Annotated in this window: 18 protein-coding genes and 1 pseudogene; 4 read left to right on the forward strand and 15 right to left on the reverse strand. The window is 58.8% G+C overall.

The features are described 5' to 3' along the window. Positions 1–104: 104 nt before the first annotated feature. From HGP13_RS33785 to HGP13_RS33805, 5 genes are all read right to left on the reverse strand, one after another. On the reverse strand, positions 105–3,251 hold the full coding sequence (locus tag HGP13_RS33785; protein ID WP_210267828.1) for a class I SAM-dependent DNA methyltransferase: 3,147 nt from the start codon (positions 3,249–3,251) through the stop codon (positions 105–107). A 358-nt stretch (positions 3,252–3,609) separates the two neighbouring features. Continuing rightward, on the reverse strand, positions 3,610–4,635 hold the full coding sequence (locus HGP13_RS33790; protein WP_027056392.1) for an OmpA family protein: 1,026 nt from the start codon (positions 4,633–4,635) through the stop codon (positions 3,610–3,612). Next, on the reverse strand, positions 4,623–5,885 hold the full coding sequence (locus tag HGP13_RS33795) for a hypothetical protein (RefSeq protein ID WP_172234126.1): 1,263 nt from the start codon (positions 5,883–5,885) through the stop codon (positions 4,623–4,625). Before HGP13_RS33795 ends, HGP13_RS33790 begins: the two co-directional genes overlap by 13 nt. Before the next feature lie 3 nt (positions 5,886–5,888). Continuing rightward, positions 5,889–6,623 carry a hypothetical protein gene (locus tag HGP13_RS33800; protein ID WP_051355517.1) on the reverse strand — a complete coding sequence of 245 codons (735 nt, stop codon included), beginning with the start codon at positions 6,621–6,623 and terminating at the stop codon, positions 5,889–5,891. Positions 6,624–6,708: 85 nt separating this feature from the next. Next, a complete protein-coding gene (locus tag HGP13_RS33805) occupies positions 6,709–8,154 on the reverse strand; it encodes a hypothetical protein (RefSeq protein WP_246707219.1) in 1,446 nt (481 codons plus the stop codon). Between the two features lie 412 nt (positions 8,155–8,566). Between HGP13_RS33805 and HGP13_RS33810 the strand changes: the two genes are divergently transcribed. Next, positions 8,567–9,394: an excalibur calcium-binding domain-containing protein gene (locus HGP13_RS33810; protein WP_246707220.1), complete on the forward strand. Its 828-nt coding sequence runs from the start codon at positions 8,567–8,569 to the stop codon at positions 9,392–9,394. Between the two features lie 60 nt (positions 9,395–9,454). Next, a complete protein-coding gene (locus HGP13_RS33815; protein WP_172234128.1) occupies positions 9,455–9,763 on the forward strand; it encodes a hypothetical protein in 309 nt (102 codons plus the stop codon). Between the two features lie 20 nt (positions 9,764–9,783). Here the strand turns inward: HGP13_RS33815 and HGP13_RS33820 are convergent, their stop codons facing one another. After that, complete coding sequence (locus HGP13_RS33820; RefSeq protein WP_172234130.1) at positions 9,784–10,434, reverse strand: hypothetical protein; 651 nt, start codon at positions 10,432–10,434, stop codon at positions 9,784–9,786. Positions 10,435–10,484: 50 nt separating this feature from the next. Continuing rightward, complete coding sequence (locus HGP13_RS33825) at positions 10,485–12,152, reverse strand: DUF4403 family protein (protein ID WP_172234132.1); 1,668 nt, start codon at positions 12,150–12,152, stop codon at positions 10,485–10,487. 435 nt (positions 12,153–12,587) lie between these two features. On the opposite strand from HGP13_RS33825, the gene HGP13_RS33830 reads away from it, so the two are divergent. Then, complete coding sequence (locus HGP13_RS33830; protein ID WP_172234134.1) at positions 12,588–14,672, forward strand: DNA/RNA non-specific endonuclease; 2,085 nt, start codon at positions 12,588–12,590, stop codon at positions 14,670–14,672. A 177-nt stretch (positions 14,673–14,849) separates the two neighbouring features. Further along, positions 14,850–15,434, forward strand: a pseudogene (locus HGP13_RS33835) (TIR domain-containing protein); the annotation flags it as partial. Here HGP13_RS33835 and HGP13_RS33840 read toward each other — a convergent pair. From HGP13_RS33840 to HGP13_RS33870, 8 genes are all read right to left on the reverse strand, one after another. After that, the gene (locus HGP13_RS33840; protein WP_172234136.1) at positions 15,431–16,183 is read right to left on the reverse strand and encodes a helix-turn-helix transcriptional regulator; all 753 of its coding nucleotides are present in this window, start codon (positions 16,181–16,183) and stop codon (positions 15,431–15,433) included. The pseudogene HGP13_RS33835 and the gene HGP13_RS33840 overlap by 4 nt on opposite strands. A gap of 120 nt (positions 16,184–16,303) precedes the next feature. Then, positions 16,304–17,614, reverse strand: a complete 1,311-nt coding sequence (locus tag HGP13_RS33845) for a Shedu immune nuclease family protein (protein ID WP_172234138.1) — start codon at positions 17,612–17,614, stop codon at positions 16,304–16,306. Positions 17,615–17,649: 35 nt separating this feature from the next. Then, the gene (locus HGP13_RS38840; RefSeq protein WP_348648956.1) at positions 17,650–17,880 is read right to left on the reverse strand and encodes a hypothetical protein; all 231 of its coding nucleotides are present in this window, start codon (positions 17,878–17,880) and stop codon (positions 17,650–17,652) included. Then, entirely contained in the window at positions 17,877–18,314 is a 438-nt protein-coding gene (locus tag HGP13_RS38845) for a hypothetical protein (protein ID WP_348648957.1), read from the reverse strand. The genes HGP13_RS38840 and HGP13_RS38845 overlap by 4 nt, the downstream gene beginning before the upstream one ends. Positions 18,315–18,337: 23 nt before the next feature. Next, entirely contained in the window at positions 18,338–18,907 is a 570-nt protein-coding gene (locus HGP13_RS33855; RefSeq protein ID WP_027056401.1) for a hypothetical protein, read from the reverse strand. Positions 18,908–19,362: 455 nt separating this feature from the next. Then, positions 19,363–20,331: an omptin family outer membrane protease gene (locus HGP13_RS33860; protein WP_027056402.1), complete on the reverse strand. Its 969-nt coding sequence runs from the start codon at positions 20,329–20,331 to the stop codon at positions 19,363–19,365. 340 nt (positions 20,332–20,671) lie between these two features. Continuing rightward, a complete protein-coding gene (locus HGP13_RS33865; protein ID WP_107652995.1) occupies positions 20,672–21,127 on the reverse strand; it encodes a GNAT family N-acetyltransferase in 456 nt (151 codons plus the stop codon). 390 nt (positions 21,128–21,517) lie between these two features. Further along, the gene (locus HGP13_RS33870; RefSeq protein ID WP_172234140.1) at positions 21,518–22,609 is read right to left on the reverse strand and encodes a low specificity L-threonine aldolase; all 1,092 of its coding nucleotides are present in this window, start codon (positions 22,607–22,609) and stop codon (positions 21,518–21,520) included. Between the last annotated feature and the right edge of the window lie 19 nt (positions 22,610–22,628).

Genomic DNA, 22,628 nt, shown 5'->3' on the forward strand with positions numbered 1-22,628 from the left:
GGCCGGCTTCGATCTGCTTTTGATGAGGTGTAACGGAAATGACTGGAATGGGTCTATCATCGGTCTTGGAGCAAGGGCGTCTCGCACAATTTGGCTGACCTGGGTCAGCTTGTTCGGCGTTTGGTGTTTCGCGGACGCTCTGCTGACGTCGGCTGGTTTTCGCGATCCTCGGTGGTCAATTGCTGCGGACCGACAACGAACTTGCGGCCACCTGCAATGGGCAACTTCATCTGCGGGGCACGTCGAACCTCTTCCGGCGTCGGACGACGACGTGGCCTTCTTGTCTTCAGACCGGATTTGGCGTGCTCATTGAATGCCTCACGCGCCAGATTGAGTTCTAGGAGATTCGCCAGAGCTTGATCTTCAGAGATATCTGTAGGCCACCCGTAGGCTCGGGCAACGGCGGCATCCAGGTCCGAGTGAGCGTCGACCAACCACTGCGGACGCCGGTTGTAGAGGTTGGTCAGGGCACGCTCGCGGAGGATCGCGTGCGACACGATGTCCTTCGGAAGGATTTGATCCGGATAGCCGGGCACGACCTCGGGCTTGATCTGGACAAGGTCGCTCGGGTTGAGCCACGCGTTTCGTAAGTCATCAAGCCTCTTGGCCACCTGTGATATGGCGATGGCTCGTGAATCCTTTTCATATCGGACTGCTGGGATATCCGGCGTGAGGCCCTCAGGGAACGGGAAGGTCTCGAATACCCCCGCACTATTGTAGGTTGGATCATTGCCGACGCCGTGCCACGAGCAAGTTCCGAAGCTCCAAGCCTCATGAAATCGGGAGTGAAGAATCCCGAAAAAGACATCGTCTGACCGAGAAAACGCGAAGATGCGGGAGTCGGGCACTATCGCTTGATCAAGCCACACGAATGTCCGATGCTTTGCGACGCGAGGTGTTGCCATGTAACGCGGGTGGCCCTGCAAGGAAGCGTGAAAAGCCGGTCTCGGCTCCACGTGTCGCCACCAACGCTCGCGGTAGGCATCACGCCTGTTCTTTGAGCGCTCCGGAAACACATGCTCTCTAATGTGCTGGAACGGCGCCTCGTAGAGGGCAGCCTCCTGCTCGGACATCTCCCAGCCGAAATCCACAATCCACATGTCGCGGCCGCGGCGAGTGACGTCCATTCCATTGCGCCATGGACGGAGCACATCTGAGTTTGGCCTACCGTTGGGATTCATCGGCATCGAGAGCCAGGCCCGCGCCAAGCTACCCGGGACGTCGAAGGCACCGCCCTTCGTGTCGCCCATGAACGCTACGTTCTGGTTTTCAGAAAGCCTGCGCGCCTTGGTCAAGTCGGTTACGCCGGCGGTAAGATCTGCGTTTATCTGTGCAACCGTCCTCCCATCGAGGCACAACGGGTCCTCGCCGTGGCCGAAGCAGATTAGGGATACTCGTACGGCTGCGCCATCGACGACCCACGGCTCGTCACTCCAGGCTTCGAATAGCCGGCTTTCGGCGATGATCCGATCCAACACCCTTCTGTTCGCTCCACCGCGTATGGAATTCGTCGTGACCAGACCCACTCGACGCGTTCGATCTGCTGCGACAGCGGCGCGGGATTTCTCCACCCAATAGCAGACGAGATCAGCCTCGCGAGAGACGCGCCCATCGTACACATCGAAAAGGCGATCAACCGTTGGATCGCCCAAGGCTTGCCGCATCAAACGCACGCCGACAAACGGCGGATTTCCTACGATGAATTCTGCTTCTGGCCATTCTGCTTCAGCATCTTCCGAGACTGGTTGCAGTGCAGCAAGAAGGTCTCCTTGTGCGTCACGAGCTGTATCAACGTCTTGGGCCTGCCTGACCAAGGCGTCTCGCCTTTCGATTGCATCTAGCTTGCGTAGGATTGGTATCGATTTCGAGCGTATCCCATTCTTGATCTGCCACTGAATGTCTCCGATCCAAATGGTCGTGCGTGCAAGCTCGGCCGCCATCATGTTGATTTCGATGCCGCGCAGGATTTCAGGCCCTACGAGCGGAAGCTGAGCGGGCATGCCGAGCATCTCGCAGTCGAGGTTGGCGCGGTGTTCGATATCCTTCACACCCTGGAGAGCGAGGTATAGGAAGTTCCCAGACCCGCATGCCGGATCCAGGATGCGGAGCTTTCGCAGCCGTTCCGTGAACCGGGACCGTACTTCGGCGGCCGCTTCCTCCCGCGTCATCCGGCGGGATTGCTGCCTGCGCATTGGCGGCTTGCGATTGCCATTCAGGAGTTCGACAATCTCCCGCCTTGCTTGTTCCCATTCCTGTCTCAGAGGCCTCAGGATGACCGGATCGACAAGACGCATAATTTTTTCTGGATCGGTGTAGTGCGCGCCGATCTGGGCGCGTTTTTCCGGGTCCAGAAACCGCTCGAACAGAGTTCCGAAAATCGTCGGATCGATGAGGCCCCAATCGAGGCTGTCTGCGGCGACAAGCAAACCAATGTCACCGTCATCGAGCCGTAGCGCTCGGCGACCATCAAACAGGCCGCCGTTGAACCATGTGATGTCGGTCAGGTCGAACTCGCCGCCGCGCTCCATTGCTTCAAACAGCTTGTCGAGGTAGCTCATGGCTCGTTCAGGAGCACGGGCCGATCGCTTCAGGAGCTTCGTGAACAGGCCATCAGGCAGCAGGCTGACACTCTGGGCGAAAAAGCAGAAGACCAGCTGATTTACGAAATGAGCAATCTCATCTGGTGTGCCTCGCCCCTGAACGCGGAGTGCGATCGTGGAAAACTTGTCTGCTGCCTCCTTGGTGACCGCCGCGCGTGTTCGGGTCGGCCTCAGCTTTTCCGGGCTGAAGAAGACGTTGTGCAACATCTCACGCGCTGAAGGTTCCGCCAGGTCATCTAGGGTGATCACGTATGTGGACGGAACGGTGTTCGTCCAAGCGGTATGGATGCGAAGGCGTTCGATGTCACAAACGATGAGTAGCGGCGGGCTCAAAAGCGCCGGCGCGTATCGCATCAACTGGAGGAGGGCGTCGTCGAGGTTTCCCTTCTTACGCTTGTACTCCCATGCGAAGTGACCCTTCTTCCAGACGTCAGCAAAACCTTTACCCCCTCCGAGCTTGTTCGCACCTTTCTCGAACGCGAAGAACGCGCCGGTCGGGTCCTCATCGCTCGGAGACGGATGGCCGACCAGCGAGCAGATATCGAGGAAGTGTTCTTGAGCTGCCTGCCGCTCGCCAAGTTCCGACTTCCTCCACTTCTTGATGAAGGCAGCAGGCGTTATGGGCGTGAGCCCTGCGGCACCCAGACTCATTACACATCCCCTCCGACACAGTCATCGGACCCGGCAGAAGAGGTTGCCAATAAAACTCTGATTATTGGTTAATATTAGTCACCGATGCATCAATAATTGCCTCGCCCTGACCTATTATTGTGTAGCATCAGAAATAGGGGACACCATGCATTGTGGCAGCGGTGATCACACGACTGGAATGCATTTCCTGGTTTCCTGAAGCGCTTTCCATTCGACTTCCGGCGCGGAAAAAACGCGTCAGCGAGCGCCCGACCAATTAAAGCGCGGCGCGCTGGCACTGGACCGCGGCAGTTTGCGGGCTTTCTACTCGTGTTCCGGTGGATGGCAACCCACGCTTTGGCTCAACATGGTTTGCCTATTAATTGCCTTCGTGATGCCCCTCGGCGGCCAGCTTCTGCTTGCTCTTGCGTACTCGGATCTCGATACGACGCCTTTCTGGAGCGTCGCCTGACTGAGCTCCATCCGTGAGGCGATCATCCGGCAGGATCAGTTGGCCGCCTGACATGGGTAGGATGTTCAAATGATCAAACGCCGGTATCTTTTTCAGAACGGACGCGACGGATATCGCTCGCGCGAGGCCTAGCCCGGCATTATCACCCGGCTCCATTTCGCTGACGCTCTCATCCCCAGAGAGTACGCGCCCCAGAACGAAGTCCATGTTCGACTGCCTCGACAATCGCTGCTCGTCAGTGTGGCCAATGACCTCGACGACATCGACATCGTATTTTGCGACGATATCGGCAATCTGCTCGGCAATAGCGCCCTCAAGCTTGGCCTTAAAGGCCGGTTTGAGTTCGGCACTGCTGACTTCGAAGGAATAGCCCTTGGCTTCGCTCAGATTGATGATCGGTGGTAGATCCTTAGGCTGCCGTGTCGTTTCAGCGAGTTCCTTTTCGGCTTCAGCCAGCTTCCGTTCGGCTTCGGTCGCACGCTGATCTGCTGAGACTAGCTTGCGTACGTCGTCGGCTGAGAGATTGTTGTCTCGGACCGCGACTGTGGCTTCCGCCAGCTGAACTGCTTCGTCGGCCGACAGTCCCTTTTGCTCGATCTGCTCGATCGCTTTTTTGGCGAGGACGAGCTTTCGCCATTCCTCATCAGGCACTTTGTGCCCAGTGAAGCGCTCCATGAGCTCGGCAACCTGGGCCAGCAGGTTCTTGTTCTCCTGCTTGAGTTGCTGAATCACTGCTTCGCTGCGGGATACCCTTTCAAGGGCAGTTTCCAATTCGGCCTTCTTCTTTGCGACAATGGCGCCTGCAACCAACAGCAGGCAGAAGACGAGCAGGAGCATCGTTTCGGCCATGGTGAGCCCGAGGATCAAGCCGCGGGCATAGCCTTTCTTTTCGTAGCCGACCGAAGCTCCGCCGGGTTCGTTCAGCGCCACCATCTCGGCCTCGGCTGGACTTTCTCCACGATCGGCTGGGAGGCCTGCTGCCCGGCATCAGCGCCGTTGGCTGTTGCCGTTGCGCCTGGCTTCTCACCCTGCGCAGTTGCCGCCGAAATGGGGATGAAGATGGGAGGTTCAACAGACGGTTCATTGGCGTGCACAGGTGCAACCGGAGGAATTTCGTTCGGGACGGACACACGATCGCGATCGAGGATGCGGGATAGCAGGTTCGTCGTACTGGCGTTTTGCTCAGCCTGCTTCTCAAGCCTCTCCAGGAGGAGCTTCTGATGCGCCGCCATCCTCAAGACGGTATCCGAAAGCTTGTCGGTCCTTTCCCCCTGCTCTTTGGAAAGCGCCTCAGCCCGCTCGGTGAACCTTCCGACAGACGCTGCAAGCACCTTGAGAACTGTGACGACATCCGTCTTGAGGACCTCGTCCGGAATAACCACGTTGGCGAGCTTCCCGGCAACTATGTCGGCCTGCGCCTCGAACTTCGAGATCGTGCCAGCCATGGAGGCATTCGCCGTGTCGAGCGACGCTGCGACTGTGTCGACCTTTTCAGCGACACCTGAAAACCTGCTTTCGATACGGCCGAACGTGTCATCGAGGCTTTTGGCTATCTTCTCCGAAGTCTCCTGGACGGGCTTTATCGCTTTGGCGGCCATACCCTCGAAGGCCTGTCGGACCTGATCGCCGTTCTTCTCCGCCTGTCGGGCTATTTCGTCGAAGCCTTCTTCCAACATCTGATTGCAAACCCGGCGGAAGTCGGCGAACTCACGCGCTACGCTTTCCATCTCGGTGCGCACGCGACGTGTCATGTCCGCGAGCTCGTGACGGGCAGCCCGTTCCACGTCGGCGGGGTCGCGTCGGACCTGATTGTGGAAGATGCGCAGCGCGATGCCTGTGATGGTCGACGTCACGGCAATGCCGAAATTCCTGACGATTTCGTCGGTCGATGCGTCTGTGCCGAACTGGTAAAGCGAGGTGCCCAGGCTGGAGAGCGTGAACAGGAAGCCCATGTAATAGAGGTTGTCACCTGTCTGCTCGTCGTGAACGCGCAACTTCCCGACGTACCAGGAAAACGCGAAGTAGCCGATCATGATGCCGATCGGCACCGTTGACGAGATAACGGGACTTATGCCGGCGGTCTTTGTGACGGCGATGAAAACGCACCCGCCTACCGTCAGCGCGATATAGAAAGCCTGCGGGAAGATCCACGTATCGAGGAAGGATTGTCTACGCGCGGCCATGGGTTACATCCCCTCCAGCTTTGTAAAGTCGCTGAGATTGCCCCCGTTCTCCGAAAACCACTGCGTCCAAAAATTGGCGTGGTCGACGGACGGGAACTTCCTTTCCGGCCTGTTGAAATAGAGAATGGTTACGTCGGCGCCGAGAAGATCGGTCCTGAAGCGCGAATTCGCTGGGCTTTTCTTGAAGGCGTTGTAGTCGGCGCCCGCTTTGTATTGGGAATAGGCGGGCGTGTTCTCCATCATGTCCGACACGAGGACCAACCGTTTTGGAACATTGTCGAACATGCCGTTGTCGAACAGGCTGAGCTTCAGTTTCTGGATGCCAGCCATGATCGGCGACTGATCAGCCTGGCTATCCGCCGGCAAGTGCTCCGGCAGTTCCTTGAGGGGCTTGTCGAAGGCCTCTTCCCAGATTCTCTGATGCTTTCCGGGATTGCTGGTCCAGACGTCAACCGTTGAGCCGTCTCCCGGATTGCATCGCGCGTACAGCTCTTTCAGGTCGCCAGGTACCGCTGTCAAGGTGCCAACCCAGAGGTAGCCGCCTTGCTTGATTGAGCCGGCAATCTGCCTGAATTTGTTGGCAAGATCCTCCATGGTCGCCTGCGGGACGGGATCAGAGGTGTCAAAAAGAACAGCGGTGACGCTGTTCGGTCCCGCCTTTGTCGGGCAGCCCGTCTTTGCGTCTGTTTCCACCACGTCCCGGGCCTTTACGTTAAGCCAGACGTAGCCGGAAAACATTGCGAGCGAGGCAAGTCCAAGCAGGATTGCTCCGACAATCGCTCCAACGCCTTTCCCGCGCGAGCTCCCTGCCCTGCGACGGCTTCTAGGCCTGGCCATCGAGCGTCTCCGGATACAGCTTGTCGAGGTCGCGATACTTTTCGATCCCGGACTCGCATTCCTTGCCCACCTGCAGCATCTGCTCGTTCAGCGCCTGCTGGGCCGCGGCAATTGATGAAGCAAGATCGCTATCCTTGATCTCACCATCGTTTTGGACAATGGGCTTGGTCTTTTGGAGTTTAAAGGGCTGGGAGAAGTGTTTTGGAGCGGGAGTTTTGCGCGCCCGAATGTTTGCTTCGCGGTATTTTGAAAGCAGCTGGTTGCAACTCCTCTCGAGCTGCTCTTGATGTTCATTGAACAGAGCCAAAAGCCGCGCACGGCTGGATAGGATTGCAGCGTGTTCTCTTCTACGGCTGCTTAGCCCCTTCAAGATGTCTTCGACCTTGGTATTGTGGTCGTCGCGCAATTCGATGAGGCGGTCTATGAGGTCGGCTTTGGTATCGGTGTAATCCTGCCGCCTCTCCCGGCGCCTTTTTTCCACGCCGGCATAACCTGGATATGGATCGAGAACGAACCAGCCGTCGATGAAGGCGATGATAGAAAAGAGCAGACCGACCAGGAAGAGCATCCACGATCTCACCTCCTCAAGCCCGAGCGGGTTATGGAGCATTCTCTGGACCGCAATGTTGCCAGCTCCGTCGGCGAGCGTTCCGCTGACCTCACGATAGTGCGCAAGCAGCAAGTTGATCCCGAGTGCAATAGCGGCATAGAGCAGGATGAAAACGGTTCCGACAAGCTTCCCTCCCCAAGACCGATGGGTCACCCAGCGCACGCAGAAGATGGCGAAAATCAACGCGGACACGATATTCACGAAGGAAAAGGCGAATGCTTCCGTGGCACCACCGAGGAAGCCTTGGTCGTTGCCCTTGGCCAGAAAGGATCCGTTGAGATACGTCTCGACCAGCAGGAGGAAAATAAGGAGCGCCACCCTGAAAAGATGGGCTGTTCCTTGCTGCAGTCTGGCAACACGGTCCAGGCGGTGGTTCTTGCGGAAGCTGGAAAGCTCTCTGGTGGCCTCATGAAGGTCGGTTCGCTTGGCGTGAAGGGTATCCAAACCGACCGCTATTTCTCCCTTGAAGTCGGACAGGCTTGAAGAATTGGCCTGCTGAAGGAGGCCGAACTGCTCCTCAAGGCCCAGGTTCGCAACGCGGCCGGAGAAGAGGTGAAGCTGATCCTCCAGGATCTGGTGGGCCGCCTTTTTCTCATCCTGCACCCTTTCGACGATGGAGTGCTCGATCTCGTCGAAGGTCTTCGACGAGGACGATGGCTGGTCTTTTTCGCCATGCGCCGTTCCCTGACCGTCGAGGTCCATGTCCCGGGCAATCTTTTCGACATTGAGACTCGGGAAAATGTCTGCCCCCACCCTATAGTCGTGGTTCGCTTCCATTATCCGATTGCGCAGCTTCTCGAGCGCTTCAAACCTCGCAGCCAACGTCTTTACCCCTACGATCGAACCCCGGAAAAAACATGCTTGCAGCACGCCGCGCGCTTCATCGCGCAGCAGTCCCGCAATCGGCGTCTGTCATATCCGGCTTGCCCCACCCAGCAGAATGCAAAAAACCCATTCTGAATGTGCTCGATAGTACATCGACGCGCTGCGTGCAAACTAAAGAAGTGGTTCGGCCTCCGGAGCGATTCCTTGCAATCAGCGCGGCCGGCCATGGTCTTTCGCATCGCGTACTTTGAGGCCGCTACCTTTTGCTCCAGTTCGCAAGAGTTATTGACACACTGTGTTGACGCGATCGATCAGCTCCCGGCCATACAGAAAGATTCTCAACCCTTGTCACCCGCCAAACCTAGACCAGCGCCAAATTTGATAGCATTCTAGTGATGGGGAGAATGGCTTGGACAAATCTCGCTACAAAAATCACTCGCGTCAGGGGCGCAAGGGCAATGGCGTGGGTCGATCACGCGCCTGGCGTCGCGCAAGCGTGCCGTTGGGCCTGGTCTTTCTGACAGTGGCTGCCGCTGCCGCCCTAGCCACGCAATCAGCCATGCAGCACACCGACCGAATACCAGACATTGGCGTTTCGAACTGGTTCGGGTCGAAGCCGGAGCCGATCGCTGGCGTCGCGTCCGTTATCGATGGGGACACGATCGAAGTCCATGGCCAGCGGATCCGCTTTAACGGCATCGACGCGCCGGAGAGCAAGCAGTACTGCAGCGACGCCAAGGGATTCGACTATCCCTGCGGGCGCCGCTCAGCCGACGCACTGGACGCATTTCTAGCGGCCTCCAGGCCGGTGCACTGCACCTTCGTAACTTGGGACCGATATCACCGGTTTGTCGGTGATTGCCAGCGCGCGGATGGCGTCAGCGTCGCCTCCTGGATGGTCGAGCACGGCCAGGCTCTGGATTGGCCCCGCTTCAGCCACGGGGCGTATTCAGCGCAGCAGGCGAAGGCGGAGGCCGCGAAACTCGGTCTTTGGGTCGGAACGTTTCAGGCACCCTGGGAATGGCGGGCTTTGCACGCCGGCGATGCGAGGCCGTCGAGCCAGCCGCTTGGCATCATCAGCCGCTCACAGGTAGCGCAAAGCTTTTCATGCCAACCGCGGCGGACATGCTCGCAAATCAGCTCTTGCGACGAAGCCCAATGGTATCTCAATAACTGTCCATGGGGTGGCAAGCTGGATCGCGATGGCGACGGAATTGCTTGCGAGACACTCTGTTGATGGCGCTGGATAAGAAGCGGCCACAGATGCAAACGCCGTAAAGGCGGAGGGATGAGAGAGATGGTGTTCTTTGCAACAATCGGACTTCTTGTCATCGCTGTGAGCATCCCCATTGCCGCCATGTACGCCTGCGGACAGTTTGTCGGACAGAAACCGCCACACGCGCTGTTTAAGATGGCCGTGATGTTGGCGGTGGGGTTAGGCCTGTTCTCAGCCGTGGTAGGCGCAATGCTCTACGCGCGCGCCGGCGGCATGACTGTTTCCGAGTGGGTGATGCTGGCGTGGGTTGCCGGATCTGCCGTTACCGGCCAGGTCGCCTTGCAGGAATTGCTTGGCCGCAAGCCTCTTTCGTCGCCCGCAACTGACTGACAGTTTCAATCCGCTGACTCCTACTTGCCGTGGGTCGTGATCGGTGAGGCCTGATGCCGTTGACCCATCGCCACAGCACGCCAGTGCATCGCGAGCGCAATAAAGCCCGCGAGGGTTAGCGCGCCAAAGATTGTTGGCTCAAGGCCCGGCAGCACCGTCGCGCTGCCGATACACGGCTTGTCGAGCCCCTTGTCAAATTCAGTGCAGATACGAGCGGGATCGTTCAGCGTCCGGAGTTCCGACCAATCCCAAAGGCTCGCGCCTGGGTCCTTCTTGCCGTCGTTCAGCATTACCGTCGCGGAGAGAAACGTACACCAGAAATAGACCAGCGCGATCGCGGGCAGCACAGAGAAGACCACACTCATCGCGCCTTGATAGACGCGGCCTTCTCGCGAGCCCGTCTCGATCGCGTCGAAGCCGACAACCGGTATCCGCGCATGCCAGTGCGAACCGCTGCATAGGGCATAGACCCGTCCAATGAGTGAGGTTAGGGCGAGCAAAATCGAACATATCGGGATTGCGATCATTACTGCAGGCACCCTCGCCTTCATGACCAGCTTTGCACCGAAAATCTCTTCCCCGCCTTGCGCGACCACCCAAGAATTCAGGGCGTAATAGAGAAGGAGCGCACTGACCACAAACCAAACCTTGCTAAGCTGGGATTGCGTCATTGGCACCCTCTTGTTCGTTATGAATGGCCGCGGCTCGTTTGGCAGATGGGCTACTGACCTACCAAGTCAGTTGATAGCGCCATATCGAAATTCATTTTGAGGCGGGCACTGGCAATCAGATTTTCCGGCCCGACAGTGATATCCAGAAGTTCAATCGACGGAGTGTCAGCGGAAATCTTCAACCCCGGAACGTTGGTATTGTGAACGGCCTTCAAGATCTCATCGGACGCGTCGTTGATCTGCTTGTTGAGATCGACTTTCGAATGAGCCTCTAAATCTGCCAGGATCTGGGTTTCGAACAGGGATTGTGCAGCCTTCCAGAAGGCGTTGTCCAGGACGGTCGCGAAATGCAATTCATTGATCGAGATCGCTGTGCCAGTTTTCTCGGCGCGGGGTAGCCCTGAGAGGTAAACCCAGCCGGTCGTATTCAGGAACTCGCCCGGCAGCTTTGCCTGTACCTTCAAGCCCACCACGACGAAGCCAGCGCTCGGATAGAGGTCAACATCCTCGACCTTCACATCGATGGCGCCGGCCGGTGTCTGCTGCTGGAAATCGCGACCCTTAAGGTTCTTTGACAGCTCGTCCAATAGCAATCCGTAGGGAGCAGCTGCTTGCACGGTGATATCGGCTTGACTTCGATCGGCTGCTGTTTTGCCCAATGGCGGCAGAGACAGCGACTGTGTGGCAACTGGCTCTGCGGCAAGACTGGTCTTTGCTGCGACACGCACGGTCATCTTCATGCCTTGCGCTTCACCGACCATGCCCGAAAAGCTCGCCGCCGTGGGGACGATGTTGAGATAGACAGGCGTGTTGTCCGGGCGGTCGATCTTGATCGCAATGGCGTGCCATTGGGCCTCAACTTTTGACCGAAGCGCATCACAAGGCAGAGCTTTGGCGATGGCATCCTGTATCTTGGCGCGGTGGTCATTGATCTGGCCGTTCAACACGTCAGCCAGTCCCAGATTGATTGGCCCTGCGCAGACTTGGGGGTGCCCCAGGTTTCCAAAATCAAAGCCGAGACAGTTTTTGCCCACGACTTCCACCGAAGCACTGCTCACCCATCTGCCGGTCGGGGTTCCCGAGAGCACGGGGCACCACTTATCGTTCATGTCGAACTGCAGATCGACGCCGGGGACCAGCCGAGCTTCGAAGTTCTTTCCGGAAAGCGAAAGCAGTTTGGCAAGGTCGCCACCTACGCCGGCCTGACCGCTGACAAACAGCGGCTGTTCGACGTGAACGCCATTGCCCGCCTGGGCCACAACAAGAGGGCCATCTCTTGCGATGTCAGCATGCCAATGAAAGTCGGCGCATTGGTTCGTAGTGCCAAGGCTCGGAGCGGTAATATCCGGCACCTCAGCGCAAACACGGACACCGATCCAACGGCACTCAGTATGATGTCCCACGTGTCCGGGATTAATATGAGGAATACCGACACATCCGATTTGACCATCTCCTTGCACTGGAACGGATTGCGGTATCTTCGATTGGGCTGCTTGCACTAGCGTCTCATACGGGATTTGCGCCACCAGCGTGAGAACGCTGTCCGACACGGGTGCCGGCGGCACATCGGCAGTGCCACCATGGATTGGCGCCTGGAAGAGATTTTTTTCGCAGCCCGAAACGCCAACCAAAATGAGAAGGACCGGAACGAACCGACGAGCGGCGGCAGCAAAGTGAGCGACACGCAACTTCGTGTCCGGTCTGGTACGCGCTGTCATGGACGTCTCCCCCAAGAATGCTCTGCACCCGTTGAAGCGGCGGCACTGAAAATCACCGCTTTGTGATCTCTACGTGATCGAATGACTTCAGGTGCCCCTATGCGCAGGCAGGCGCCGAAGCTCCTGCCGCTAAAGACAACCGAACAAGCGCTCCCGCCCTAGGAACTTCGTTGAGAACTCTATTCTTCACATTGACCGAACATTACTCTTTGTTGCATAGTGACGTAAGAGGCTGTTTGGATTCTTTTTAGAAATTGATAGAGGAATAGCGGGTCAGAATGGCCTGCGTTTGCAAATATGTTAGCCGCGTAAATATGACGCATTTGAACTATTCACTCGTCTGGAGATTAAATCGTTTAATGTCAAATCTCTCAATCCCTATCGTCAAATAGAATCTCATAGACTGTCTCTATTCCTTGGAGGGAGGAATCTACCATGGTTGCGACTAATTTGTTCGACGAGCGCCGCCGCGCGGTAATGATTGCGGCTGCAAAACGATGGAAAGCGCAGCCGCCGACGCCTGCGACGACGCAAGTGACGCCATCGGAACAGGCGCGCTACGACGCTCGCCGTTCGAGCTTTGATCAGGCGAGCGAACTGAAGGCACAAGGCCGTCTTCCGGTGTTCGTCGAGCGGAAGATGGGGCCTACCCTTGACTGGTACACCTTGCCGCCAGACGATGCTGCCCGAGCCGCTGGCCGGCCGGTCGCCCGCATCGTGGCCAACGTCGATCCGAAGGTCGACCCGGTCGGGTTTGCGACCGGGTTCATGGTTTCACCTAACGTTCTTCTGACAAACTGGCATGTGTTTCCGGATCCCGGCTCGGTACGAGGAACCGGCGCAAATTTTCTTCATGATGAGACGGCATCAGGTGTCGCCCGCGGCATCATTTTCGAGTTTGATCCGGACGCCCTTTTCTTCTCGGCGGAGGATCTCGATTTCGCGCTCGTCGCGGTGAAGCCGAAGGCAATCACCGGCGAGCTTCTCTCCTCTGTCAACTTCCTGGCGATCAATGGATCGCGGTCAAAGATCCTGCCCGGGATGCCTATCCGGATGATCGAATATCCTGATGGCGGGCCAAAACGCTATGCGATGGAGAATTGCCGGCTGCTCGAGCTGCGGGAGGACGGTTTCCTCCGGTACGAGACCGACACCGAGGAAGGATCGTCGGGCTCGGCCTGCTATTCGGAAATGTGGGAGGTCGTCGGTTTGCACCACGCCTCCATTCCAAAAATGCGTGGCAATACTATTCTCAATAAGGACGGTTCGGCATGGTCACCTGGCCAGCCGGATGACGGGATAGACTGGATCGCGAATGAGGGTGTGCGCATAAGTGCGTTGGTAAAGGCCTTCGGCGGGCTTGTACCGACCACGCCCGCCTCGAAGCATCTTTTGGACGAATTGCTGGCCAATACGACCGATCCTACCGATGAGGTCGCGAAGCTAGCGACGCCTCGCGCGCCAGAAGCCCTTAGTCCTGTGTTACCTGATCCCTCCAAAATTTTCGCAAACACGAAAGGAAACGTGATGGGCGGCGTTACCATGAATTTTTCCGGACCAGTGACGATTTTCGTTGGTAGCGGTGTGCCGGCATCACAGCTTCCACAGGCGACGGCCGCGGTCGCGGCAGACGAGGCGCTCGAGAAAGCACTGCGCTTCGACCCCAATTACGACGATCGAGAAGGCTACAACCCTGACTTTCTCGAAAACGATATCACCGTGCCGCTGCCTCGCATTTCGCAGGAGCGGGACCAGGAGATGTATAAGGAGAATGGCCAGATCGTCGTGCTCAAGTACCATCACTTCAGCCTGGCGATGAACGCTTCCCGGCGCATGCAGATGTGGTCGGCGGTGAATGTCGATTACGATGCATCGAAAAGGACCTCCAGCGGCCGCGCCTTCTTCGGTCAAGATCGTTGGGTGGTTGACCCGCGAATTCCCCAGAAATACCAGTTGGGCGATCCCGACATCTACGCGCCCGCCAAACAGATCGACCGGGGTCATATCGTGCGTAGGGAAGACAATGCCTGGGGTGATACGCCGACGGAAATCGAGTTTGCCAATTCCGACACGTTTCACTTCTCAAATTGCACGCCGCAGCACGCGGCCTTCAACCGCTCCCAACCGGGAAAGCAATGGCCGGGAGTTCAAGGCTTGTGGGGCGGTTTCGAAAACCACATTCAACGCGACTTGCAATCAGGTGACACGCGCGCCTGCATCATAGCGGGTCCGATCTTGAACCCGAACGATCCATCCGAAGATTTCGGGACCGGCCCGGTGCAGTATCCTCTTGTCTTTTGGAAAGTGGTTGCGGTCACGACGCGCGATACCAATGGGCGCCGGTCGCTACGCACCTACGGCTTCAGGCTTTCCCAAAAGGATGTCGTCGACCGGTTCGGAGTGGAATTCGCGCCCGGCGAGTATGCACGCTATCAAGTCGCCCTGTCAGCCATAAGCGATGAGGCCGGCGTTATTTTTGACGATGTTCTCTTGCGCGCCGATACCCACGCCGGCGCGTAACGTGACACTCGGCGTGGCAGCGACGGCCAGCCGTCGCATGCTGTAGACGCTTCGGTCCAGAAGGGCGCCGCGCCCGCGGCGGCTGCTTCGGAGGCGCTGAAGCGCAACAGATAGTCTACGGCGCGTTGCGCGTGCGCGGCGGCGGCGAAGATCGCCCGTTTATCGTCCTTCAGCGCGGCCGACTTCGACGCCCTCGCCTTCGAGCTCGACATCGGCAAATGGGAGATGAATCGCACGCACTGGGCGATCAAGGACGTCAACCTGCCGAAAGAACTGCACGCTGCGCGGGGCATTGCCTTGCCCTCGTGGACGCGGCAGGCCAGCCGCGCCGTCGACATCACCCAGCACCATTTCGATGTTGGTCTCTCGTTTCCCGGCGAAGCCCGCGGGCTGGTCGAGCAGGTGGCCCGCGAGCTCGAGGCGAGTCTCGGCCCCAACGCCTATTTCTACGACAACAACTACGTCTCCCAGCTTGCCCGGCCATCGCTCGACACCCTGCTGCAGGACATCTATCGCAACCGCTCCAAGCTCATCGTAGCCTTCATCGGCGCCGACTATCAGCGCAAGGACTGGTGCGGCGTCGAGTTCCGCGCGATCCGCGAAGTCACCATGGCTTGGGACGAGCAGCGCGTCATGTACGTGCGCGTCGACGACGGCGCCGTCGATGGCGTGTTCCGCACCGACGGCTACGTCGACGCGCGACGCTTCAATCCCGCCGAGATCGCCCAGTTCATCACCGAGCGCCTCGCCCTCATCCCCTAATCGTCGGTGAGCCAGCCCGGCGTCACGGCGACCGTCCGGCGGTCGACCATGACGTGACGTCGCCTCGGCGCGCCGGGATCGGTGAGGCGCGGCGTCACCGAGACAATGGCGACCTTCCAGTCCGGCATGCCCGGCTGAGGCGCGGCCATGACACCGGACAGGACCGTCAGCCCGCGGCGCTCCAGCTCGGACACCGCGGCAAGAATGTCATTGTAGAGCTGGCGCCGCCCTCGCCCCGACGACAATGGCTCCTCGACGATGTCGGAGAGGATGAACGAGGCGAGGTCGAGCCATTCGCCGAGATTAGCGATGTGGTCGTCATGGGTGTCGGGCACGCCGGGACGGTGGATGAGATAGGCGTCGCACTTCGCGGCATCGCGGATGGCCTTGTGCGTCTTCATCGGCGACACCGCCACCGGTTCGAGATGGCCATACGCCTCGACGAGGTGTTCGGCCGCCTTGTCCGGACCGATCGGCAGCCGCGGCGTGGTGAACGCGCCCGGCGCGTGGCCGAGCGCTTGGGCGATGCGGTCGAGCGCCTCGTCGCTCACCTTCTCCGCGCGTTCGACGCGCTCGACCGTCGACAGCGAGACATGCGCGAAGTCGGCGAGCGTGGTGGCTTTCCACTGCTTGAGATGGCGACCCCAGCGCACCACCATGGCGACGAGCTCGATCGCCGGCGGCGTGGGCACATCGACCGGCTTGTTAGGCAATTCCTTAATCTTGTCGAGAAGTTCCTGGGCATTCATGGACGAGGTCTCCTTTCGTGCCCGCGAACATGCCTCAACTCCGCCGAGCAAAAGAGGTCGAAACGCCCTTCAGCACGCATCAGCTCCCGACGCATCCCCGCCGCCCGCGCACCTGTCGGTTCAATCCCGCCGTTCTGTGCCCCGCTTGTCAGCGCGTTGCCCCAATCCGGCCGAGCCCGCGCGCTCCGTCAGCGAGACGATGATTCTGTCGAGGCGGCGGAGCAGATCGTCGTAGGTGACGATGTCCATCATATTCACATATTTCCGCTTGATCACCTCCAGGTCGAACGATTGGTTCTCGGTGAGCCCGCCAGTGCCGTCCGTTCGGCGATCGCGGCCGAGCAGAAGCAGCGCCTTGGGATTGGTCACCCGGATCTGGAGGCCGGCGGGAAGTGCTGACCCGTATCGCTTCGACAGTTCGCGCTCCCCCTCAACGCCCCATTTGGAGAGGTGGAACAGGTATTTCTCGGCCTGCATGATGGTGTCTGACAGCTCCTTGGTCGGAACGCTGTTGCCACGATAAATTCCTCTGCTCAGCAGAATGTCGTCAAAAGGCTTCTTGATCTCGATGACGTCGATGTTGCCGTTGGCGTCGACCACGCAAAGGTCGACGTATCGGTTCTTTCGCTTGTCCGGCCTCGAATAGAAGTCGGCGATCCGAACATTCTCCAACACCGCCACATATTTCGGGAACAGCAGTAGGATGACGCCGACGACCATCTTCTGCCACTCCTTCTCGGAGTAGCTTGCCGCCCTGGCGAGCCAGGAGGAGAGGGTCTCGCGCAGATAGACGAACTTGTCGATCTCGGCACGAAGCAGCTCATCCCGTCGCAAGGCCCGGCCGCGCGCACCGGCGTTCCGGCGATTCAGGTAGCTTTCGTAGTGATCGCGCGCGCTGGTCGCGCCGTCGAAGAATTCGCCGAGGATGGTCTCCACGCGCGCCGCGGCATAGCGGTCGACCTCGATGCTGTTCGGGAACCTCTCGAGCAGCTCGCCGAAGGCCTCGACGGCGATGCTGTCGACCCGGTCGCCGCCAACGACGATTTCGCTGCCGGGCTTCAGCTTTGCAATGCGCCGAAAGATGCTGATATTGCGCTCGGCGACAAAGACCTTCCGGTCCAGCGCGATCCCCTCCGCGACGATCAGCACATCGTTGTCGATCCCCAGGATCCGCCCAGGAATGCGGTGATATCCGTTTTTTGTGGTCGCGAACCGAAACCGATAGAGCGGTCGATCGTCCTCGTCCGCCTCGTCGTCGTGCGCGGCACCGTGCGCCGTCTCCGCCACGAGGTCGGAACTGCGGAAGAAGAAGACCCGGCTCAGCGTCACCTTGCCCGCCGCCTTGAGCTCCCGCGTCACCCAGGCATTGCCACCGAAGTGCGGTTCGTATTCGAGCGTCACGCCCTTGCTGCCGACCTCAAACGAAATCATCACACGTGCTCCTGCACTGGCTGCCACCATCCTCTTCACCCGGCGCCACGACTAATGGCGACAAACCGGTCTCGCACTATGTCGGTCCGCCCTGCCGGGCCGCGGACATTTCCCTCAAGGAAATATTCGAAGTCGCCGTTCTGAAGCAGGACTGTGAACTGTTCGGCGATGAACCGGTGGACTTCGGCCTCTGCAGCAAGAATCTCGTCCACGATCTCCGGCCGCCCGTCGACGATGAGGAGGATATCTTCCATGTCACGGCTCATGAACAGATCACCTGCGCCGCGCCCGAGATAAGCTTTGTCGCGACAAATAGCTCCGGGGAAAGCTTTTTGATCCTGAGCGTATCGGTCAATTCATGGGTTACTGCCGTTTCGATCCCAGCTGCGTACCAGTGGTTAGTGAAGCCGAGTATGCCGGCATCGTCCGGCATAAAGTCGACCTTGAGGTCCCGCAGCCGCATCCGGCAGATGACGTTGTCCTCGGGGGACTCAGCGAAACCTCGCTGCCTCAATTCTTCCCGCAACTGCGCCCACTCTCCATAACCGGCAAGATCGACGATGAGGTCGACGTCGTCAGTCGCCCTCACATCCTCAAGGGTCACTTCGTCTGTTATAAAAAGAGCGGTTGTGCACCCGCCGACAAAGACCAGCCGTTCCCGGAAGTCTTCCCCCAAAGCTTCCGCCACCGTCTGCAGCATCAGGAGCAATTGGCCTCGGACCGTCATTTTTTCAGGAACCTCTCCGAAAGCCGCTGTCCCGCCAGGCCCGCTTCGCGCTGATTGCCGAGCCGGATGGCATCAACGAGAGCAAGATATTCGTAGAGCCGTTCATCTTTCTGGACTGCTTCAGGCACACTCTTGAACAAAGGTTCAACCGACTGCCCCATGTCCCGCCCTTGGGCATAGGGCCATATGTGTATGTACTCGCCTCCGCTGACCAATAGCCCCTTCAGCATCGGCGCGGCGAACGCCGTCGGAATACCGCGCGTCATCGCGCCTGCCTTCGCGGGAAACACGAACTTCAGGCCGTGGACGATAAATTCATAGAGATTGCGGCGGTGAGGATTGGCCCGTCCCGTATCCCGGTCTTTAATGGCCAACCCCGATGAGAGACTGCGCTTTAAGGAGGCGTTGATCTCCGTCTTGCTGATACCTGTTAGGGATTCCAGCCCGCGAACAGAGAAGGGGTCCTCGCCCGCAAAGCCCCTACGCTGTTCCCCATGGCCCGCGAACTCTCCTTGCTCCTGCAAGCTCACGAGCTTCAGAAGCACCACGATATCCTGACTTTTCATTCCAATCATTGCAGCTTGTCCTCTGTCCTAGGACCAAGGACATTCCATCATTCGATGTCTCTCCTGTCAATGAGAACGCCAGGAGGGCGCCGCGGAAAGTCCAAAATACGTCGTTTTGAGCCGCCGGTAGGTGGTTCGCCGGCAGCATGATGATTGGCTCAGGGCGCTCACCCTAGCTAAAGAGCATTCAAACCTCATCGTACGACTGGCGAGCGCGCCGCCGGCAGCATTGAAGCGGTCAATATCGTCGGCAGAAGAGCGTCCGAAAAGGGCTGTTCGGTTGCTTCATGGTGGGAACGAAAAAGCGAGAGAAGCAGAACTTTCGTGTGCGATCTTTGCACCAGGCCCGTAACTGGCTGATTTTCCTTAAGTATCTGTCCAATCCAGTCGCGCGGGCGCGTCAGATTTCTGCGCGGTGCGGACATCGGTTTGGCGTTCCGGTCGAACTCGTTCAATCAGAACGAGGTCTTGATGCCGACCATCACCGTCGCCGCGGCAAAATCGCCGCCGATCCAGTCGTCTTCGCCGCCAGTCTCTGCGCCGGTCGCAATGTCATAGGTGTTGTAGTCGCCGCGAGCGGTGAACACCTTTTCGTAGGAACCGGAGACGAAGAAGCTGGTCCGCTCGTTGTACTGGTAGCCGACGCTGCCGCCGACCATCAGAACCGGCGCCAATTCGAAATCATCCTCGAAGCGCAGGTCACGCATCCAGTGATGATCGGTATCGCCGGCCGAGAAGGTCGTGCCGCCCTTCAGCGCAAAGCCGAAGTTCCAGCGATCCTGGACATAGGTCGCATCGATGCCGGCGAAGGCGACCGGCAATTTCTGCTGGTAGCTGATGGCCTTTGCGTCTCCTGGGAAGTCGCCAACCGAATCCCGGAAGCCGGCAACGCTGTAGACATAGGAGCCGCCATAGGCAGTCCACTTGACCGAGGTGTACTTGAAACCACCGTTGACGTTGATCAGCAGCTGGTCGCTGAACTGGAAATCGTGGCCGAGCGCGACGGTTGCCGAATAGAAGTAATCAAGATCGGTGTCGGAATGGCGCGAACGGTTGCTCCAGTCGTTCCAGCCATCATTGGTCGAGAATGACGGGTTCCAGTCATAGTCTTCCATGTAGCTGTCGCCGCTGAAGGCGATCTGGCCGGAAAGCTTGGCGGTCCAGCCGGCCTCGCTGCGCGCCGTCATCTCGGCTGAAATGACCGCAGAGGTGTTTTCCCAGATAAGGTGGCTCAGCTTCGAGCCGCTGCCGGGAGCCTGATAGACCAGCTCGTTGGCCTGGATGTCGATGACGCCGACGCCGCCAACGAAAGAGAAATTGGGATTGTAGGGCGCCGGTTCGCTCGCCACCGCGTCGCTGGCCATCGCCGGCCAGGCAGCGAGCAACGCTGCCGCTCCACCAAAGACTTTCGCGTGCAATTTCATAGGACTACCCCCATAGGAATCATCCGCCATTCGGCTATACGCAGCGTAACCGGGTGCAAGTCAGGTGCGGTCGTCTATGCAGCGCCCCTGTAGGTTGGCAAAATTGCCGCCCTCGGCTCTGTTCCTCAACACTCAAGGAAACGCCGCTAGCGTGACCCGATTGACGGCGGTTTGCCGATGCGTTCCGGGCGGCCGGCGTGACGGGAACCGTGCATTATCTGAGGCACACATTTGCGATGACGATGCTGGTACGATTGCAGCGTCAGGCAGCGACCACGCCGGACCTCAACCCGCTGAGGTCGTGCAGGTTGCTTTGAGCAGCCCATAGCAAACTCTGAGTCTAGATAATCCGACAGAGCCGAGGGCCGAGTTCCTCGAACCCGTTGCGCAGATAGAAATCGAGCGTGCGCTTCCATTTTGGTTGCCTGGGCGCTGCAAGCTCAAGTCGCTTCCAACCACGCGCACGGCCTTCCCGCGAGGCGACCTCAAGCAGATGAGGGGCAATCCCTTTGGAGCGCTTTTCGGGTCGAACATACAGCTCCGAAATATAGCCGAACTTGCCTCCTGCATAGATCGCCGTGCATTCATTCAGCACCATGATGCCGACCGGCTCGTCATCTGCACTTGCGATCACTGCGACCACGCCAGCGTCGGCAAGCATTATCTCCGCGCTTTGTCTGACGTCGTCGGGCGCGGGCGCTTTCCCGCCAGTGAGTTCATCGAGTAGCGCGTGAATAAAACGGACGACCGTCCCTGCGTCCGTTGCGTTGGCGCGGCGCGTAGATATGGAAGGCATATTTTCTCCTGCTAGTGCTCAAATCCCGATTCATGCTGCTATCCGCGCAGATCCGACTCACTCTTTTAAGTAACTCGGACGAGTGAACAGCATTTTTCATCAAAAATATGATAAAAAAATGCAAAATAAATATTACAAGCATGCAGTATTCCGGGATGACTTGAGGTCAATTGCGCAGATAGGGTACCTTCTTACAGAAAATCAACCCGGTCACATCGCTACTGCACGGTGAAGCCGCCTTGCCGAGGTAAGATGAAGCTGCAAGTCTAAAAGGGCCTGGGACAAACGATACAGCCTGAGATGCTCGTGCGGCCAGAACGCTCGGACAATGCATTCGAGCAAAGAGGGACATCCGTGACGGGCGGCGAGAGCGCTCGACGGTCGCCACACTCATTCGGCGCCAGCCGGAACACGAGCCGAGCCGACCGGTGCGCAGAGGCTGGTTGCCGCGCCGATCAAGTCGGACACGTCGGCCCCGGTCGTCGCGAATGAGGTGACGAACCTCACGATTCCGGGCTCCCAGCGGTCATGGTAGAAGCGGAATCCCATGTCGAGCAGCCCCCGGATCAGGGACATGGGAAGTCTGCAGAACAGGATGTTGGCCTCGGGACGCTGCTGGATTTTCACGCCTGGCACCAGGGCCAACCCCTGCGCGAGCGCCGATGCCATCGCATTGGCATGGGTCGCGTTGCCAAGCCAGACACCGTCCCTCAGATAACCGTCCATTTGCGCCGCCATGAAGCGCATCTTCGAACTCAACTGGCCGGCCCGCTTTTGGCGAAAGGCGATCGTGCTCGCGAGATCTCTGCGGAACGAGACGACTGCATCGACCCCAAACGTTCCATTCTTGGTGGCGCCAAATGACACAAGGTCGACGCCGGCCTTCCACGTCATCTCGGCCGGCGAGCAGCGCAGAGTGACGAGGGCGTTGGCGAAGCGAGCACCGTCCATGTGGAGCGGCAGGTTCGCTGACCGGCAGATATGTCCGATCGCCTTGATCTCGTCGAGCGCGTAGACCGATCCCATCTCGGTCGCCTGCGTGATGCTGACGCTGGAGGGCTGGACCGAGTGGATATCGCCCACCATGCGCGTTGCATTGGCCGCCAAGGCGTCGATGTCGATTTTGCCAGCCTCGCCTGGAAGCTGCACCAACTTCGCACCGGCGGTGTAGAACTCCGGTGCGCCGCACTCGTCGCGGTTGATGTGTGCGTCGGCGTGCGAGAGGATGCTGCCCCATGGCGGCGTAATCGCCGCGAGCGCCAGCGCGTTTGCCGCCGACCCCGTCGAAACGAGGAACACGTCGACCGCATGCTCGAACACCTCGGCGAGCTGGTGCTCGACGGTATGCGTCAGCTCATCGTTGCCGTAGGGAAGCGCCTGACCCGACGCGCACGCGGTGATGGCTGCGATCACCTCGGGGGAGACGCCGGCGATGTTGTCGCTGGTGAAGTCGCGGGGGCGGGTCTGCTTGCTTTCGTTCATGGTCTGACGCTCGTTTCAT

It is taken from the genome of Mesorhizobium sp. NZP2077, from assembly GCF_013170805.1.
Classification (GTDB): Bacteria; Pseudomonadota; Alphaproteobacteria; order Rhizobiales; family Rhizobiaceae; genus Mesorhizobium.